The sequence below is a fragment of the Thiobacillus denitrificans genome, assembly GCF_001530125.1.
Taxonomy (GTDB): domain Bacteria; phylum Pseudomonadota; class Gammaproteobacteria; order Burkholderiales; family Thiobacillaceae; genus Thiobacillus; species Thiobacillus denitrificans_C.
Genome location: NZ_LDUG01000004.1, coordinates 1 through 15,484, shown reverse-complemented (window position 1 = coordinate 15,484; position 15,484 = coordinate 1). Strand labels below are relative to the sequence as shown.

At 61.5% G+C, this 15,484-nt stretch carries 22 protein-coding genes; all 22 read right to left on the bottom strand.

Annotated features, from left to right (window positions below):
• A partial coding sequence (locus ABW22_RS01475; RefSeq protein WP_157648498.1) for a hypothetical protein occupies positions 1 to 588 on the bottom strand: 588 nt, incomplete at its 3' end.
• A gap of 12 nt (positions 589 to 600) precedes the next feature.
• Complete coding sequence (locus tag ABW22_RS17120; RefSeq protein ID WP_157648496.1) at positions 601 to 753, bottom strand: hypothetical protein; 153 nt, start codon at positions 751 to 753, stop codon at positions 601 to 603.
• Entirely contained in the window at positions 753 to 1,190 is a 438-nt protein-coding gene (locus tag ABW22_RS01470; RefSeq protein ID WP_157648494.1) for a hypothetical protein, read from the bottom strand. Before ABW22_RS01470 ends, ABW22_RS17120 begins: the two co-directional genes overlap by 1 nt.
• Positions 1,191 to 1,193: 3 nt before the next feature.
• Positions 1,194 to 1,964 (bottom strand): hypothetical protein, encoded by a 771-nt coding sequence (locus ABW22_RS01465; RefSeq protein WP_059751249.1) that lies wholly within the window; start codon positions 1,962 to 1,964, stop codon positions 1,194 to 1,196.
• Positions 1,961 to 2,158: a DUF7210 family protein gene (locus ABW22_RS01460; protein ID WP_059751247.1), complete on the bottom strand. Its 198-nt coding sequence runs from the start codon at positions 2,156 to 2,158 to the stop codon at positions 1,961 to 1,963. The genes ABW22_RS01465 and ABW22_RS01460 overlap by 4 nt, the downstream gene beginning before the upstream one ends.
• A complete protein-coding gene (locus tag ABW22_RS01455) occupies positions 2,155 to 2,622 on the bottom strand; it encodes a hypothetical protein (protein WP_059751245.1) in 468 nt (155 codons plus the stop codon). Before ABW22_RS01455 ends, ABW22_RS01460 begins: the two co-directional genes overlap by 4 nt.
• On the bottom strand, positions 2,619 to 2,957 hold the full coding sequence (locus ABW22_RS01450) for a hypothetical protein (protein ID WP_059751243.1): 339 nt from the start codon (positions 2,955 to 2,957) through the stop codon (positions 2,619 to 2,621). Before ABW22_RS01450 ends, ABW22_RS01455 begins: the two co-directional genes overlap by 4 nt.
• A gap of 27 nt (positions 2,958 to 2,984) precedes the next feature.
• The gene (locus tag ABW22_RS01445; protein ID WP_059751241.1) at positions 2,985 to 3,983 is read right to left on the bottom strand and encodes a major capsid protein; all 999 of its coding nucleotides are present in this window, start codon (positions 3,981 to 3,983) and stop codon (positions 2,985 to 2,987) included.
• A gap of 34 nt (positions 3,984 to 4,017) precedes the next feature.
• A complete protein-coding gene (locus tag ABW22_RS01440; RefSeq protein WP_059751239.1) occupies positions 4,018 to 4,647 on the bottom strand; it encodes a head decoration protein in 630 nt (209 codons plus the stop codon).
• A gap of 21 nt (positions 4,648 to 4,668) precedes the next feature.
• Positions 4,669 to 5,769 carry a head maturation protease, ClpP-related gene (locus ABW22_RS01435; protein WP_059751237.1) on the bottom strand — a complete coding sequence of 367 codons (1,101 nt, stop codon included), beginning with the start codon at positions 5,767 to 5,769 and terminating at the stop codon, positions 4,669 to 4,671.
• Between the two features lie 151 nt (positions 5,770 to 5,920).
• Complete coding sequence (locus ABW22_RS17115) at positions 5,921 to 6,073, bottom strand: hypothetical protein (protein ID WP_157648492.1); 153 nt, start codon at positions 6,071 to 6,073, stop codon at positions 5,921 to 5,923.
• A gap of 344 nt (positions 6,074 to 6,417) precedes the next feature.
• The gene (locus ABW22_RS16620; RefSeq protein WP_082708341.1) at positions 6,418 to 8,184 is read right to left on the bottom strand and encodes an SGNH/GDSL hydrolase family protein; all 1,767 of its coding nucleotides are present in this window, start codon (positions 8,182 to 8,184) and stop codon (positions 6,418 to 6,420) included.
• Positions 8,181 to 8,429, bottom strand: coding sequence for a hypothetical protein (locus tag ABW22_RS01425; protein WP_059751233.1), 249 nt, complete (start codon positions 8,427 to 8,429; stop codon positions 8,181 to 8,183). Before ABW22_RS01425 ends, ABW22_RS16620 begins: the two co-directional genes overlap by 4 nt.
• Positions 8,430 to 8,522: 93 nt before the next feature.
• The gene (locus ABW22_RS01420; RefSeq protein ID WP_059751231.1) at positions 8,523 to 9,032 is read right to left on the bottom strand and encodes a lysis system i-spanin subunit Rz; all 510 of its coding nucleotides are present in this window, start codon (positions 9,030 to 9,032) and stop codon (positions 8,523 to 8,525) included.
• 106 nt (positions 9,033 to 9,138) lie between these two features.
• Positions 9,139 to 9,369 carry a hypothetical protein gene (locus ABW22_RS01415; protein WP_059751229.1) on the bottom strand — a complete coding sequence of 77 codons (231 nt, stop codon included), beginning with the start codon at positions 9,367 to 9,369 and terminating at the stop codon, positions 9,139 to 9,141.
• On the bottom strand, positions 9,369 to 9,812 hold the full coding sequence (locus ABW22_RS01410) for a D-Ala-D-Ala carboxypeptidase family metallohydrolase (protein WP_059751227.1): 444 nt from the start codon (positions 9,810 to 9,812) through the stop codon (positions 9,369 to 9,371). The genes ABW22_RS01415 and ABW22_RS01410 overlap by 1 nt, the downstream gene beginning before the upstream one ends.
• Positions 9,809 to 10,009 (bottom strand): hypothetical protein, encoded by a 201-nt coding sequence (locus ABW22_RS01405; RefSeq protein WP_157648490.1) that lies wholly within the window; start codon positions 10,007 to 10,009, stop codon positions 9,809 to 9,811. Before ABW22_RS01405 ends, ABW22_RS01410 begins: the two co-directional genes overlap by 4 nt.
• Before the next feature lie 14 nt (positions 10,010 to 10,023).
• The gene (locus ABW22_RS01400; RefSeq protein ID WP_059751221.1) at positions 10,024 to 10,395 is read right to left on the bottom strand and encodes a hypothetical protein; all 372 of its coding nucleotides are present in this window, start codon (positions 10,393 to 10,395) and stop codon (positions 10,024 to 10,026) included.
• Between the two features lie 268 nt (positions 10,396 to 10,663).
• Entirely contained in the window at positions 10,664 to 12,100 is a 1,437-nt protein-coding gene (locus tag ABW22_RS01395; RefSeq protein WP_157648489.1) for a phage portal protein, read from the bottom strand.
• Positions 12,090 to 12,308 (bottom strand): phage head-tail joining protein, encoded by a 219-nt coding sequence (locus ABW22_RS01390; RefSeq protein ID WP_059751217.1) that lies wholly within the window; start codon positions 12,306 to 12,308, stop codon positions 12,090 to 12,092. Before ABW22_RS01390 ends, ABW22_RS01395 begins: the two co-directional genes overlap by 11 nt.
• 132 nt (positions 12,309 to 12,440) lie before the next feature.
• A complete protein-coding gene (locus tag ABW22_RS01385; protein WP_059751216.1) occupies positions 12,441 to 14,513 on the bottom strand; it encodes a phage terminase large subunit family protein in 2,073 nt (690 codons plus the stop codon).
• Positions 14,500 to 15,060, bottom strand: a complete 561-nt coding sequence (locus tag ABW22_RS17020; RefSeq protein ID WP_059751213.1) for a hypothetical protein — start codon at positions 15,058 to 15,060, stop codon at positions 14,500 to 14,502. Before ABW22_RS17020 ends, ABW22_RS01385 begins: the two co-directional genes overlap by 14 nt.
• Between the last annotated feature and the right edge of the window lie 424 nt (positions 15,061 to 15,484).

The window sequence follows — 15,484 nt, the reverse complement described above, 5'->3', positions numbered from 1 at the left end:
CGCCACCCGCACCCGCGCGCCCGCCTGCGCGGCGCGGGTGGCGGCGGCTTCGTCGGCGGCGCGGCGGCGCTCGATGGCGGCCACGCGCTCGGTTTCCACTCCTTGTGCACGCAAGCCTTGCAATACCTGATTGCCATAGCCGATGCGCGCCTGGCGCTCGGCTTCCAGCAACGCCACGCGCTTTTCTGCCAGCGCATTGGCCAGCTGTTCCTGCGCCGCCGTCACGTCCGCACCCGCACCGCCAACCGCGCCTTGCAGACCGGCCACGCTGGCGCGCTGGGCAAGCGCCTGCTGGGTCAGCTTGGCGAGCCGCTTGGCCGCCTGGTCGATGTCCTTGGAAAACTGCTTGATGCCGCCCGGTGCGATTTCCGCGCTGCGGCGGAAAAAGTCCATGCGCCGCTTGGCCTCGACAGCGGCGGCTTCGATTTTCTTGAGGCTGTCTTCCGCGCTTTTCAGCGCGGCGATCTCGACGCCCTTGCGCGTCAGCGCGTCGGTCAGCTTGCGGTGCGCAACCTCCGACTCGGCCAGCGCCTTCTTCAGGCCGCTGGCATCGCCTGCAATGGTATAGAGCAGTTTCTGGTCGGCCACGTGTGTCGGTGCTCAGTCGGTTTCCAGTTTTTCCATTACCTTGCGGTAGCTTTTTTCATCCGCCATGCCGATGCGCACTGTCGCGCAGGCATCGGCGAATCGCCGTGTTTCATCGCGTCCCACGGCTGCCAGAAAACCGTGAAACTGCGCGAGCGTCATCTGCATTACATCTTTTCTGTCGAAATTGGCTCGGACGAGTCTAGTGATAGCATCGAACCAGCCAGCGCGTCCGCCACCGCTCCGCTCAGCCCCCCAAGATGGTTCTTGGCGAGCATCTGTGCGAAAAAATCGGGGTTTGCCTCAATGATCTTCGCGGATAACTTCACCGCATCCGGCATACTCAGCTTGCGCAGAAATTCGCCGTCGACGCGCGCCCCAGTTTCAAGAAACCGCAGTGCATTGGGCAGGTTATCCACCAACGCACCACCGAAGTTGAACAAGTGCTCGCCTATCGCTTCGCTGACTTCGATCATGGCTGCAAGATCATCGATCACCACAGGCTTGATGTCGATCTTTCGTCCGGCAAGTTCAATCGACAGCACGGACGGAAAAAGCGCTTTTAGTTCATCGGCTGCCTCGACAGGAACTTTTGATTTAGCCATCGCTTAAGTCACCAAACCGCCGGACACGCGCATGAACGGACCATAGACGGTATCGTTCGCGTACTTGTCCACATACAGCATCTGGCCCTTGAGCGAGATGGTTGTTTCTTCGGTGGACAGCCAGTTGAATTCGCCGTCCATGCCAAAGCTGATGCGCGGAATGATGACCTTGTATTTCTTGCCATCCTGCGAATTGGTGCCCTGGTAGACAATGCCCTTTTCCACGGCGGCCTTGTTGAAGCCGACGATATTGCCCTGCGCGGCGTAGGTGTATGCAGCCTTGAAGGGCTGGATAAGCGCGCCCAGGCTGACGAACGACACCAGCCCATGCTCGGCGCTGTCGAGCGTATAGTTCGTGCCCAGCGTCAGCGTGACCGGCGTGCCCGTGCTGTCGGTAATGACCAGGCTCGACACGTCGGTATATTTCAGCGACACGGTATCGCCGACCGCAACCGTGGGGAAAACTTCGGCAGTCACCGAGCTGCCGGTGATCGCCGACAAGGTGCCGCCCAGCGCGTAGGCGAGCATTTTCTTGTCGAATTCGACCATATCCAGCGCCGCTTCGGCGGACTTCTCGGTTTCGATCTGCGCGATGGTCAGCTTGTTGCCCGAGCAACTTTCCTTGATGTCCTTGGTGCTGCGCGACAGCGTGACCGATAGTTTGGAGTTGGCGCAGCCGATCTTGGTCATATTGACCAGGTAGCCGCTGGCAGCCTGGCCCAGCGTGGCGTTATAGTCGCCCATGTAAATCGGGCCTTGGGATACGAGGATCATGCTGCATTCTCCTTGGTGGGTTCAGGTTGCCAGGCGTCAGCCGGGCGGGAATTTGTCTTGCCGGCCGGCTTCGCCTTTTTCAGCGCAATCAGCCAGTCGGCTGAATCGGTATCCAGCGTGAGTTCGCTGCCTGCCGGGTAGTCGCGTCCGGCATGTTCGTGCGGTTCAATCAGTTCGATGGTTTTCGTGCTCATTGGTATACCTTTTCATTGACTTTGAAACTGCCGAATACCAGCACCGCGATGACGTCAGCGCCTTTTTTCGTGAGCCCGCGGGCGCGGCCGGTGATCTTGTGCAAATTGGCCGCTGTCAGCGCGCCATGGCTGACCCCAATCAGCGCGCGCAGAATGTCCTGCGCGGCGTCCTCGGCTGCATCCAGCGCGGTCTGCGGTTCGGTGCGCTTGACGAACGCCTGCACCACGTAGTCCACCTGAAAATCCAGCCCGCAGGCATTGCCTGGAATCGCCGCCATCCGCATCAGGCCTTCGTCGTCCGGGCGGCCTTCGTACAGCGCCACGCACGGTGCGTCCTCCTCGGACAAATAGGTTCCGGCGGGCAACACGCTGGCGCCCAGATTGGTGTTGAAGCCGTTGACCGTGCGGATGGTCGCCAGCCGCGCTTCCATTTCGCCAAATGCCGCCGCCAGTTGCGTGCTCATCGCAGCCACACTTTCACGCCTATTGCGCCATAAGGCTCGATTGCGTCGACATGAAATTGCGCCGGCTTTTTCGCCATCAACTCGTCCACCGTGTGGCTGCCAGGGTCATAGGCGATCAGCGCATCGCGCGCCATCCCGTCCGGCATATCCATACGCGGCATGCGGATCGTGCTGCGCAGCTCGCCCATCTCGCCGAACACGCCCATCGGGTGCACTTCCTGCGCCAGCAGGCAATCGAACGCATACGGTCCCACCAGCAGCCGCGCGTTGGCAAGCCGCCGCAGGGCGGCTTCCTCGGCGCGGGTCTGGATGGCAGCGAATGCGGGCTGGGCCATGATGGAAAGCAGACAGCGGCTAAATGATCAGGAAGCGGTCAGCTTGATGACCGAGCGCGGGCGGGTGTTGAGGCACAGCGGGTTGGACTGCGCCTCAAGTTCGACGCCCTTGTTCATGCGCATGGCTTCCTGCTTGGCGTAATACGGCAGGCCGATGGTGTTCACTGCCTCCATATAGTCCGCCGGTGCGTAGTTGGTGATGAACATGTCCGGCACGCCCTCGGGAACCAGGTAGGCCTCGCCGTCGGTGATGAAGCTGACGCCGCCTACGGCGCCGCGATATTCTTCCCAGAACACGCCGCCGTGGTAGAAACCGGCACGCACATCCTGGCGCAGGAATTCGCCGTTCATCCAGCGGTCGAACGCTGCTTCGACAGCAGTATGGCCGACGAAAGCATCGAAGAAGGCAGGCGAACAAAAAGCGCGCATGCCGCGATACATCAGCCCACCGAGGTCGTCTTCCGACTTGCGTTTGGCCTTGATGATCTGCTCGCGCACCTTGGTGGTGCTGGTGGTCAGCGCCATGTTGTGGGTCTGCTGCGCCACGCCGAACGCGGTGTACAGGTTGAGCAGCACGCTGGTGCCGTCGGAATCCAGCACCTGACCCTTGATCGCGCCCATGCGGTGATATTCGATGGTGGCATCGAGATTGCGGCGCATCTTGGTCAACTGCTTGTTGACAACGGCTTGCACCGTTTCGAGTTCGCTTTCGCTGCCGAACGCGCGCAGGTTCTGGATGGTGTCGGCCAGCACCGTTTCACTCGCCGGCAAATGCACCGACGGAAACGGAATCAGTTTGGCCTTGTTGCGATCTGTTGCATTGGCCGGCGCGCCGCGCGTACCGGCAGGCACCAGCGACAGCGTGGTGCCCAGCTGCTCGATCATCGCGCTGGTGGTCGTCATTCCCTCTTCGCTGAACAGGTTGAGTTCGGCCAGGCGTTGCGGCACATAAGGGGTATCTCCGATGGCAGCACTGAGGCTTACCGTGGAGAAGGCGTCGTTGTTGAAAATATCCATCGAAGGCATGGTGTAGCTCCTGTATAGGTAGGGTGGCGGGCGCTTAGCGGAAGATAATGCCGAGCGCAGCCAGATCGGCTTTGCCGGGCGCATCCAGTCCGGTCAGCAGGCTTTCGTCCACCTCTGCGTCGCGCAAGATGGCCGTGGCATTCTGATCGGCAGCGGAATCGGCGACATCGGCATACAGGATCGCGGCGGCGACCTCGCTGCCGTCGGTGGCTACATCGCTATAGGCCACGTATTTGCCGGAACCTGCGGCGACGGCGATCGTGAAGCCATCGCCCACCGCGAAATCGACGGCGCCGTCGGCCAGCGTGAACGCGATGCCGCCGGAGTTGAACGCCGCCGCGACGTTGCCGATTTCAACCAGAACGCCATCCGGGTCTTCGAGTTGGAACACGCCAGCGTTGGCGACAGCGGAGGTGATAAACAGCCGGTAGGCGCCCGGCTTGGCGCCAGCGCCAACGGTGATCGCACCGAACACGCCGTTGCCGGTGTTGCCAGCCAGCGCGGTGGCGACGGCGGTTCCGGCCTTGGTGATCTTGCCGAGCACCTGCCCGACCGGCAGCGCGGCGGCAGCGGCGGCAATGACGACTTTTTCGCGGCTGCGGGTGCCGTTGGCTTCGCTGACGATGAATTCGCCAGCATTGAGGGTTTCAGTAAGGGTTGCCATGAGGTGTTCTCCAGTGAAAGATTAGGAATGGGCAGCCGCGCGGCGGGACGCCCAGATGCTGGAAGCGCTTGCCGCCTTTTCGCCTGTGGCGACAGACTGCGAAAGCTGCAAGGCAGGCGTGCTGTCGGTATGGCTGGATTCGTCCAGCGCCGCCATGCGCGTCTGCAGGGTTTTTCGGGCATCGGCCAGGCTGGCGCGCTGGCGGATTAGCGGTTCAGCCTGTTCAGCCATCCCAACCAGCGCGCACAGATCAAATACCTCGCGCGCATCTGCCATGGCCTGCTGCACCGCCGGCATGTCGATAAGCGCCGCGTCGAGGGCAAAACAGGGCATGAAATCAGTCAGGCCCGCATCGGATGCTGCGGTGGCGATGCGCGAGGACAGGCTGGCTGGAATGGCAACGGCCTGCGCAGCGGACATTGCCGGATCGTCGGCTGGATCGTCGGCTGGATTCAGTGGAGCAGCAGGGGGGTCGTCGCCGCCTTCCGCATCCGCCAGCGCCTCGGCCTGCGCCCGCACCAGCACATCCAGCGGAATATTCAGGGCCGCCGCATACGCCACCGCCGAAGCTGCGCGGGCCTCGGCCTTCAGCGGAATCACGCGGTCGGCAAACCCATGCGCAACGGCTTCTTTCGCCGTCATGAAGGTCTCTTCAGACAACATCGTTTTAAGCTCGTCCGCCGTCTTGCCGGAACGCGCCTGGTAGGTTTCCAGCAGCGCCGACTCGAAGACATCCAGCACGTCGGCAGCCTGGCGCAGGTCGTCCGCATTGCCCGATGCATACGACCAGGGCGAATGAATCATCAGGATTGCATTGGCCGGCATCGCAATTTCGTCGCCCGCCATCAGGATGATCGAAGCGGCCGACATCGCCACGCCATCGACGCGCATGTTCACGCGCGCCGGGTGATTTTTCAGGAAATTGAAAATGGACAGCGCGTGGTCGACTTCACCGCCGCGCGAATTGATCGCCACCTCGATGGTGTCGACCTCGCCGTGGGATTCCACCGCCGCAATGAACTCGCGGTCAGTAATGCCCCACTCGCCGATATAGCCGCGCACCGAAACCTGGGCCGTGCGCCCGTCGGCAAGTGCCTGAACCGTGAACCAGCTTTTTTTCATCGCAATCGCCCCGTAATGAACCCGTGATGTATGGGGCGGAGTATTGCGATCAGGACACCGATTGAATATGGCGGAAAATTTCCGCACGGCGCGCCAAGCATCCCACCATTAAAAATACCGCCCGCAGGCGGCTTGATGGGATGGACGGACGCTACGCCATCCGCACCGGCATCACATCTGCCCGCACCAGCACATCGCTGCCGCTGGTGGCCTGGCAGCGTAGTTTGTAGTCCACCCCGGCGACGCCGTTGCCGATGCGCTGCAGCACTTTGGCGCCGCTGATCTGCGCCGCGCCGACGATCATGCCGGAAGCGGCGGGGTCGATGCCGGAAACGACGGCGACGGATACTGCGGCGCCGCTGCGGTGCGCCCGTCGGCAAGTGCCTGAACCGTGAACCAGCTTTTTTTCATCGCAATCGCCCCGTAATGAACCCGTGATGTATGGGGCGGAGTATTGCGATCGGGTGCGGGGTTGAATAGGGGGAAAAATGTTCGCGCGGCGCGCCAAGCATCGCGCCATTAAAAAAGCCACCTCTCGGGTGGCCTTTAATCCGGCTTGGGGTTATGCCGGACGCGTGTTGATGCTTTCCTCGACTGCTCTAAAGGCAGTACAGCCCGCCCCGAGAGGCGGCTGGTTGGCGGTGGGTGTTACAGCACAGTCTCGAACCAGCTACCTAATGTCGCCGTGCCGTTCGCCACCACACTGTCGATCCTGTAGTTTGCACCGGGCGCTACAACCATAGTGAGCATACTGGTGTTGTCTTCGTTCAGCAGACCAGACTGAATTCCAACGAGGGGTGATGCCACTACCACAGGTGTTGCGGTCGTATCTGACTTGCCTTGGATGGTTGCGCTACCCGCCGCGAGCGTGATAACGCAACGTGCCGAAACTTGCACCAATTTATTGCTAATAGTGTTGTTGTTATACGTCGTGTTGAGTGCTCTACCCGCAGTGGCGTTTACGTTAATACCAGTTCCGCTGTACCAGCTAAGCGGAAGTTTCACCGCCCGCACATTCGAAATAATGACACGCACTGGGGTGGTCTGTGTTATGCCGACGATCACAAGCCGCGCGACAATCGCCCCGGATGACGCTGTGGTAGCTTCATCTATCTGGATGAGTCCGCCTACAAGTTTAGTGTCTACCTTCTCTTGGTAGTACGTTTTAGGCCCTCCTGAAAAAAAGGATATTGCGTTGTTAATTATCGTTGGGGTCGCCCCCACGGTTTTCCGCAGGTACACAGAGGTGTTGTACACATTCGGCGCACCACCTGCGCCATCGTCTACAAGCAGGTCGAACTCGATACCAAGAACATCACCAACCGATACAGGTACAAACGGTGCCGCCCCAGCGGCGGAGACTGTAATGTCCACAGTCAGGTGAGAGTCAGTCCCATCTACGTTTCCAGGAGTCCAGTCGAACTGCTGCGCATTTACGCCCGCACGTTCAACGATGGTGTTGACAGAGGTGCCTGCGATAGAGGCAATGCTGATACCTGTTGCAAGACCTGAAGTAGATGCTGACAGGTCGGCATTGCTGAACATATTCTTACCGGCGGGAAGTGCTGTCTGGTACTGGTTGTACCCTGCCAGTTTTACAATTAGGTCTGCCAGTGTTCCATACATGTAGTTACACGCGGAGTGCGTTGGGTGTGTTCCATCAGATGATCTGCCGACGCCCCAACCACCATCAGCAGCTTGCACTGAGGTTCGAGCATCAAAGTATGACCCAACGCCGGACTGCTCAATAAAAGCTTTCACCCGAGCGTTGTAGTCTGCTGTGGCCGTGTTAATCACAGCTTGATTTGCCGTTACAGGAGTAACACCAAAGGGGAATACACTGTGGAAAATCGGGTACACACCGATTGACTTCGCCTTGTTGAGAATGACCTTGACGTTTGCCAGTGCGGTAGTGATAACTGACTCGATACTTGCCTGCGAGGAAGCAGTCGTAAGCCCTGTAAAGTCATTGATTGATGCAGACACAACTACATACTGCGCCCCAAAGGTCTGGGCATCGATTAGCGATTTTGCTGTGGATACAGTAGAGGATGCCGCCATCGCGCGTGTTTTAATTTGTGTGCTGTTTTCCCCAGCCACACCTCCATCAAACACAGGCCACAGTTGCCCGCCCGACTTAGCGGCCAGCCAAGCACCAAATTTCTGTGCCGAGAATGCCACGTTTGCCCGTGTCGCGTTTGCTATTGCGATGTCTTGATTTGTTAAGTTATCCACGGACCCAATAGCGGCTATTGAATCGCCAAAGGATGCAATATTAATGCGGGTAGTCGGGGATTGTGATTCATCCAATAGTGCGTACTTAACCCCATCCGGCCCCATAAGGCTGACAGCGCCGGAGTGGGCTTTGACCGCGCGCAAAACATTGTTCTTGATTAGATTAATCAGGAAACTCATGCCGTGCTCCCCAGATAATTCAGGCTGGCGCGGTTAGCCCACACGTTGTCGAAAAACGGATTTCCGTCTGCCCAGGCGAATTCATCGTTGCCGTTGGCATTGGTGAAACGTTTTCTTACCGACCAGATAGCCGCACTGCGCGAGGTGCCGGTATGCGCGCGCCCGAAATAGGTAGTGCCGGCCGTGGTGGTGCTGTCGATGATATTGATGCCTGCCTCTGCGTCTTCGATATCGATGGTAATCATGTGGGTCTCTTTTTACTTTCCGTTAAACAGTGAATTCAAAACCCGTATTCGACATAGTTGTGAAATTCATTCAACTTCAATCGGCGACCAGTCTCAGTCTCGATCCATCGTAACAATGGCTTGACAGGCCGTGAGTTGCTCCACTACCTGGTCGGCTCGGCTAGCCTCTCCGATAAGAAAGTCAGAAGCCTCGACAGAAAGTTCGGCTCTTGTTCGACCATCACGTCCGCCGGGGCCGGGGCCAGCTGCGGGCACTGAGTTTTCACAAGTCTGGGGGCGCCTGGTATCGATGAACAGCCCGCCATTGATAACACGCAGGCCAGCAATAATACGGTCTTTTTCATTGGCAATATTCCTCAGTTTCTGTTGATATTCCGTTGAGACAACGGCCACTTCAGTGGCGCTCTTTCGCTCGGCGGTGCGGGCCTTCGTTTCGGCCGACTGTATGGCTACGGCTGAGGCTGCGTTGATCGTGGCTTCGCGCGCCTGCCATGCCGTTTCCGTCCTATCGACGCCCGCGCTGACGCCGTAGAAATAGGCGCCAAGTGTGAGAGCTGCTGCCGTTCCAAGCGCGCCGAGCAGTAACCACGGATTAGGGATCATTTTCTGGACACCGCGTCGAACGCCATGCCGAGCAGGCCGAAGAACACCAGCCAGCAGACCAGCACAACGCCGAGGCATGCGGCGATACCCCATGACAGGACATTTTTCATGGCCCGCCCCCATTGATCTTTTTATCGGTCCACTCCCTACCCAACCATATCGCCAGCACGCCGGCCGCTGCAAGGCCGAACTCGGTGGCGGACATCGGCGGCACCAGGCCGAACAACGGCAACGTGGCACCGGCCAGCACGAACTTGAGCCAGATCGCCAGCCACGATAAGGCCACGAACAGCAGTGTGGTGGATTCGCGCCCGCGGGAATCCCTGAGCGAGAACATCAGGTAACCCTCCGGTAATGAGTCTGGCCGCCGCGGCGCCACGCCATCAGCACTTCGCCGCGGTTGCCGCGGCGGCGGCTGTGGCTGACATGCACCCAGCGGGCGAATTCGTCGATCACCTGATCGATCGGCAGCTTCATCGCGCGGATCATATCCACCACGTCGGAGGTGTCCATGCCGGGCACCATGATGTCGCCGGCTTCGCCTTTGCAGTGCTGGCTGTCGTCGACGCCGCCGACGCGGCGGTTGATGGTGACCGATCGGAATCCGCTCAACACCACAATGGGGCGCTTGATCCGCGCGCGCAGGGGTTCCAGCACAGCCTCGCACAGCGCGCGCAACGACTCGATCTGCACATCGCTTGGCTCGTTGCGCAGGCCGCTGCGCACGGCTTCCTGGCTGATGGTCATCTCGTCGAGGGTGAAGTGTTCGGACAGGTTCATCGCATCACCCCATTGCGGCGCTTGTCGTCGGCATGGTCGGCGGCGCAGCCCTCATCGCAGAAAAGCTGATTGGGGCGGCGCAGCGGCTCGTTGCACCAGTGGCAGGCACCCATCGGCACCAGCTCGCGCCGGCCCGCATTGGTATGCGCCTGCTCGACGCCCAGGCGCTCGATCAGCTCGACTTGTTGATTGGCCATGTCAGCGGCGTCCATTACTTGATCTCAAATTGCCCTGTTTTAAAAAATAGCCATAGCGCGCCAAGCAGCGCAAGTACCGGCAGAGTGACTTTGGCTACGGTGCCCATCACCCTGATCGTCACCCAGAATCCCTTGAGATTGCCCCATGCCTCCAGCACGTCGGCCAGGCGCCCGGTGTTGTCGGTCAACCGCATCAGGTTCTCGGTCATCATCTGCTGGCTCTCCAAGATTTTCTGGATCGACTCTTCGCAATCTGCCACCCGCCCATGCAGGTGCAGCACGGCATCGGAATCGGACTTGCGGCGATGGACATACGCATCCGAATCGTCTGGGTCGTTGTGCCGCCGTCTGGCGCTATGCGGGCTGGTCGTTTTTTCTCTATCCACGATTCATTCCCAACATTGCGTAAACCAGCATCCCGGCCGCAAACCCGGCTGCGCTTCCGACCCAGAAGGCCAGCCAGGCCGAGCACATTTAAGCCAGCCCGCGCTCGCGGTAGAACTGCGAGCCGACACCCTGCGGGGTGTCGGTAGGACACTGCCTTCGATGGTGAGATGGGCGGCCCGCTCGCCAATCAGTAGCAGCAGCCATTCCAGGTGGTTCGGAGGGTCGATATTGATCATCTGCGATGGCTCTCATGCCGTTTACCTTTCATTACGCCGTCTTGTTGCAGGGCGCGAACTTGTCGCGCGCTATCTGCGCATCCACTTCGTCGGGGTCGTCGCCGCGCTCGGTGATGACGCTTTCGCGGCTACGGAATCCTGCATCGACTTCGATCTTCTTTCCTGTGGCATCCTGCGTGGGATGGATATAGGCCCAGCCCTGCGGCTGCCAGGTGACTTTCTTGACCAGCGGCACTTCGGCGGCGGTGAACACCCCGGCCAGCGCGGCGGACTCGGCCCAGAAGTCGCGGATCGGCTGGCACATCATCGGGATGATGGTGAGCCACTGGCGCTGCTCGCAGCGGCGACGGAATTCGTTGATGACGACGCGCAGGGTGCGGTCGGACACATCCTTGATGTCGCCCGACATCAGTTCATAGGGCAGGCCGGAACCGGACGACACACCCAGATGCTGCTGGCGCATGAAGTCGGCATAGTTGGCGCCGGCATCGGGCGGATCGGAAAACTTCACATCCTCGCCGGGATAGAGTTCCTGGGTGATGCCGGGCTCCATGGTGGCCAGCGGCGCGCCGTTGTCGGCGTAGCCTGTCACGGCCATGCCGGTCAACGGGTTCATCATCGGATCGCCCGCAGGCGCAGGGCGGATGTGAAACATGGTAAACAGGTTGGACAGTTCCTGCCGGTGCAGCACGGCGTCGTCGAAGTTGCCCACCCCGCGCAATTTGGCGATGATCGGCGCGAATTCGGATACGCCGCGCAGCTGGCCGGGGCGGCTGGGCTCATATACATGCCGCACAAAAGCCGCCGGCACGCGCACCAGTTCATTCGGGCGCGCCATCCCGGCGCGTTCGCCGGGATGGTTGCGATACATCCAGTAGGCCACGCGGCGATTGATGCGGTTGAGTTCGACCCCTTGCACGATGCGGTTGCCGGGCATCAGTCCGGGCCATACATCGGCATCCAGTGGCGGCACCATCTCGGACTCCAGCAGCTGCACCTGCAGCGGCACCGCCAGGCCGTCTTCCGGGCGGCGCGGGCGAAACCGGATGAAGACTTCGCCCACCCCGGTGAGGCAGCGCGTGCCCAGCAGCTGCTGGCCGTTGAAATTAAGCACGCCGTCGGCATCGCACTGCGCCGTCCATTCGTCCCAGGAGGTTTTGGCGCGGGCGCGCAGTTCCTCGCTGCCCGCCGTCTGCCGCGCCTGAATGCCGGTGCCGATCAGGTTGGTGGACCACACCCGTACCCCGGACGCAGCCTGCCATTCGTTGCGTTCGGCATCGCGCTGGCGATTGCGCATCGTCTGCAAGCCCTGCAGCGATGAATTCGGCCCGCTCGAAGGCGGCCGCCACGAAGTCATGCGCCGCCCCATTCCTGCGGCGTCGTAATGCGCCAGCGGAATCTGTACCTTGCCAGCAAGCGCAGCCTCGCGCTGCCGCCGCGCGCCTGGCTTGCCGCCCTTACGCGCCACGGAACCCCCGCCCGCCATGTACGATGATCGTCTGGCGCGGACGTGAAATCGTGCTTTCAGCCGCCATCTGTTCAACCAGGCTGTCACGCGCGCGGATCAGCTCGTCGACCGAGCGGTATTCCACCAGCACGCCGTCGCTCTTGACCACCCGCTCGCCGTTTTTCAGCGCCGCGTTCAGTGCATCGATGTCGGATTGAGATACGGCCATGGCGGCTTGCTTCCTGCGGAATGACTACGCAGGAAGAGTGCCCAAGATGGCCTGATTAGGCTATGGCGGAAAATTTCCGCCAGGGGAAAAAGTAGAGCGCCGCAGGGGCGGCTTCAAGGGAAAGTTGCAACGTCACCGCAAATATGCCGACCGTGCCACCGCACGCCGCACCGGCTGCGTTACCGGGCGCGCCGGCGGCGGCACCCCGGGCAGCACGACTGGCCGCGGCGGCGCGGCCCTAACCGCCACCGCCGCTTCGGCCTGCTCTTCCGCTTCGACCGCTGCGTGCACCGGTGCGTCCTCGCCAAGATCGGGCGGCCTGCAATACGGGTCCGGCTCTTCCTCGCCATCCACCGGCGCGGCGAACAGGCTCGACTGCGTGAGTATCCGCTCGCATTCCAGCCAGTTTGCTTCGCCCCAGCGGTTGACGCCCAGCCGGATGGCTGCGGCGTAGTTGTAGACCAGCAAGTCCCAACCTTCGTTGCGCTCGCCTTCGATCTTGACCCAGCGCTTGTAGACGTTGCCGTTGAGGAACTTGCTGACCAGCTTTTCCGAGGCGAGCATCGGCCAGTAGTTTTCCGGTAGCCATGTGCCGAAGTGGATGCAGTTGCGCCCCGGGGTTTCCACCCGCAGCCGCGCCGACAGCACGTTCTTGATCTGGTTGACGCCGACCATCCACAACAGGTCGCCGGTCTTGACCTTGACGCCGGAACGGTCGATCTCGCGCGCCGACGGCGGCGGCAGCATCGGCGCATCGTAGGTCTTGTGGCCCTTGATGGCGAACACCATCCGCCCGGTACGCGGGCGCACGAACTTGTAGACCTCTTCCATGGTATGGCCGTCGGATGCGTCGATCGCGCACGCCGCGATGCGCATTTCCGCGCCAGTCACCTCGTAGCGCAGCGGCCGCAGCAGCCAGGCGTCCAGTTCCTGCCAGATGGCGGCCTGCATCGGGTCGCCCCAGAACACCTGGTAATCGACCACCCAGCATTCTTCCTGCCGCCCCCACGCCATGATCTTGCCTTCGAGGCGATTGTGCTGCACGTCGACGGCGGAAGTGAGGATCAGCCCGCCGCGCGGGGCGGTGCGCATTTCGTAGGGTTCGGCCCGCGCCTTCAGCGCGGCGTGCATCGTGCGCTCGCCCTGGTCTTCGTAGGGCTCGCCCAGATCGAGGTTGACGACTTTTTTCAGCAGCGCGTTGTCGCCGCGCGAAGCCAGCAGTTCGGCGTGCTCCAGATCCTGCGCAATGTCGCCCCAGCTGCGCCAGCCCAGCGGAGAATACAGGCCCGGCACATGATAGCCGCGCTTGCGCGGGTCTTTCGATACCGCCGTGGCGCGCCACTCCGCGCCGCTGGCGGGGTCCATCATATGGGTCTTGTGGCGCTCCTCAATCTCGCCGCCGCAGCCGTGGCAGGTCATGGTCGCTTCGCGCGGCGCATTGGCCGGCCAGCGCAGCCGTTCGCGGCGGAAGTAGTCCATGTGCGCGCAATGCGGACACGGCATGAAGTAACGCCGCTGATCCGTCTCGGCGTAGTCCTTCATGATGCGGCTCTCGTCCTTGTTGCCAGGCGTCGACAGCTTGAATATCTTGCGGTTGCGCCTGAAGGTATCGGTCCGCTTCACCGCCATGCCAACCGGGTCGCCCTGGCCGTCCACGTCGCGCGGATACCGATCAATTTCATCCAGCACCAGGTAGCGGATGGCGCGCGACTGCAGCGCCTGCGCCGAGTTGGCCCCGGCAAACGCCAGAAAGCCGCCCGGAAAACGCTTGAACTTGACCGTGTTGGAGCCGTCGCGGCTTCTCGTTTCCGATACCCGGCCTTTCAGCACTGGCGTGTATTCCATCAGCGGGTTGATCCGCTCGCGCACGTAGTCCTTCGCCGCGTCCACCGTCGGCTGCACGAACAGGCAGCGCCCCGGCGCCAGATGCACCGTCGCCCCGATGAAGTTATTGGCCGTCTCCGAGCCGGAAATCTGACCGCCCTTCACCAGCACAACCTCTTCAACTTCGGACGACGGCGACAGATCGCGCAGAATGTCGCGCATGAACGGCGTGCGCGACAAGCGGAACTTGCCCGGCTCCGACGAATCCGGGGGCAGGTAGCGGAATTCCTCCGCCCAGGCGTCGAACGTGATGTCCGGGTCAGGACTCAGCCCATCCGCCCACGCCGCGCCTACCAGCGCGTAAGCGTCAGCCAGCGGCATCAGCCTCCTCCAGCGCTTCGTCCATGTCTTCCGTCAGCGCGGCTGCCTGCTTCGCCGCCGTCTCCAGCGCCAGCCGTATCTCCGCCGCCAGCAGCCGGCCGCATTGCGCAGGGTCCGTCTCCGCCGCCAGCGCATCCTGTAGCCGTGAAGGAATAGCCAGCATCGAATCCCGTACCTGCCGCGCCAGCTCGAACTGCGCCCGCGTCACCTTTTCCGCAGGCGCCAGCTTGCCTTCAGCCTCAGCATTCGCCGCACGGCGCTTCAGCAGCTCTTCAACCGCCTGCAGATAGGCCGCGTCGTTGTAGTCCTTCGGCACCCGCCGCCGAATCGCCTCCAGATCGTTGGGGTCATCCGGCAACGTAGGCGCAACCGCCGCCGGAACAGTCGGCAACCCACCGCCCAGCCGCTGCTGCCCCCGCCCGCGCAGCGACTGCTTCGCGTCCACCTTCTCCTTGAAAATGTGGTCCGCATATTCCGCGTCGATCTTGCCCTCCACCACCGGAATCCGCCCCTTGCGAATCTGGTAGTCGACCGACGTGTGCGCCATCCCGCGCGACCTCGCGTAACCCCGTACAGACATCAATTCAGCCATAACCCTCCAAATACCACGCCTTGATTGAATCCACAACCCGCGCGTGTACCGAAGTATGCTTATTTGAACACCCGAACACCAATCCGTACAAACACTGTTAGAGCCGCCGCCACCCCATAACTAGCGCCCCATTGCGGCTTAAACTACCCGAGGCGTCGAGATTCTTTCAGGGGCCCCCGGCCCTGGATCGGACAGCTGGTGACCTGGTGACCTGGCTGGACTGGCTGGACTGGCTGGACTGGCTGGACTGGCTGGACTGGCTGGACTGGCTGGACTGGCTGGACTGGCTGGACTGGCTGGACTGGCTGGACTGGCTGGACTGGCTGGACTGGCTGGACTGGCTGGACTGGCTGGACTGGCTGGACTGGCTGGACTGGCT

Bases quoted from the DNA above. Each gene is read 5' to 3' on its own strand.
- ABW22_RS01405 (WP_157648490.1), bottom strand. From the start codon at position 10,009: ATGGCCAATCAACAAGTCGAGCTGATCGAGCGCCTGGGCGTCGAGCAG.
- ABW22_RS01460 (WP_059751247.1), bottom strand. From the start codon at position 2,158: ATGAGCACGAAAACCATCGAACTGATTGAACCGCACGAACATGCCGGA.
- ABW22_RS01445 (WP_059751241.1), bottom strand. From the start codon at position 3,983: ATGCCTTCGATGGATATTTTCAACAACGACGCCTTCTCCACGGTAAGC.
- ABW22_RS01425 (WP_059751233.1), bottom strand. From the start codon at position 8,429: ATGATTACCATCGATATCGAAGACGCAGAGGCAGGCATCAATATCATC.
- ABW22_RS01455 (WP_059751245.1), bottom strand. From the start codon at position 2,622: ATGAGCACGCAACTGGCGGCGGCATTTGGCGAAATGGAAGCGCGGCTG.
- ABW22_RS01410 (WP_059751227.1), bottom strand. From the start codon at position 9,812: ATGAACCTGTCCGAACACTTCACCCTCGACGAGATGACCATCAGCCAG.
- ABW22_RS01390 (WP_059751217.1), bottom strand. From the start codon at position 12,308: ATGGCCGTATCTCAATCCGACATCGATGCACTGAACGCGGCGCTGAAA.
- ABW22_RS01470 (WP_157648494.1), bottom strand. From the start codon at position 1,190: ATGGCTAAATCAAAAGTTCCTGTCGAGGCAGCCGATGAACTAAAAGCG.
- ABW22_RS01450 (WP_059751243.1), bottom strand. From the start codon at position 2,957: ATGGCCCAGCCCGCATTCGCTGCCATCCAGACCCGCGCCGAGGAAGCC.
- ABW22_RS01440 (WP_059751239.1), bottom strand. From the start codon at position 4,647: ATGGCAACCCTTACTGAAACCCTCAATGCTGGCGAATTCATCGTCAGC.
- ABW22_RS17020 (WP_059751213.1), bottom strand. From the start codon at position 15,060: ATGGCGCACACGTCGGTCGACTACCAGATTCGCAAGGGGCGGATTCCG.
- ABW22_RS17120 (WP_157648496.1), bottom strand. From the start codon at position 753: ATGCAGATGACGCTCGCGCAGTTTCACGGTTTTCTGGCAGCCGTGGGA.
- ABW22_RS01435 (WP_059751237.1), bottom strand. From the start codon at position 5,769: ATGAAAAAAAGCTGGTTCACGGTTCAGGCACTTGCCGACGGGCGCACG.
- ABW22_RS16620 (WP_082708341.1), bottom strand. From the start codon at position 8,184: ATGAGTTTCCTGATTAATCTAATCAAGAACAATGTTTTGCGCGCGGTC.
- ABW22_RS01420 (WP_059751231.1), bottom strand. From the start codon at position 9,032: ATGATCCCTAATCCGTGGTTACTGCTCGGCGCGCTTGGAACGGCAGCA.
- ABW22_RS01465 (WP_059751249.1), bottom strand. From the start codon at position 1,964: ATGATCCTCGTATCCCAAGGCCCGATTTACATGGGCGACTATAACGCC.
- ABW22_RS01415 (WP_059751229.1), bottom strand. From the start codon at position 9,369: ATGTTCTCGCTCAGGGATTCCCGCGGGCGCGAATCCACCACACTGCTG.
- ABW22_RS17115 (WP_157648492.1), bottom strand. From the start codon at position 6,073: ATGATCGTCGGCGCGGCGCAGATCAGCGGCGCCAAAGTGCTGCAGCGC.
- ABW22_RS01385 (WP_059751216.1), bottom strand. From the start codon at position 14,513: ATGCCGCTGGCTGACGCTTACGCGCTGGTAGGCGCGGCGTGGGCGGAT.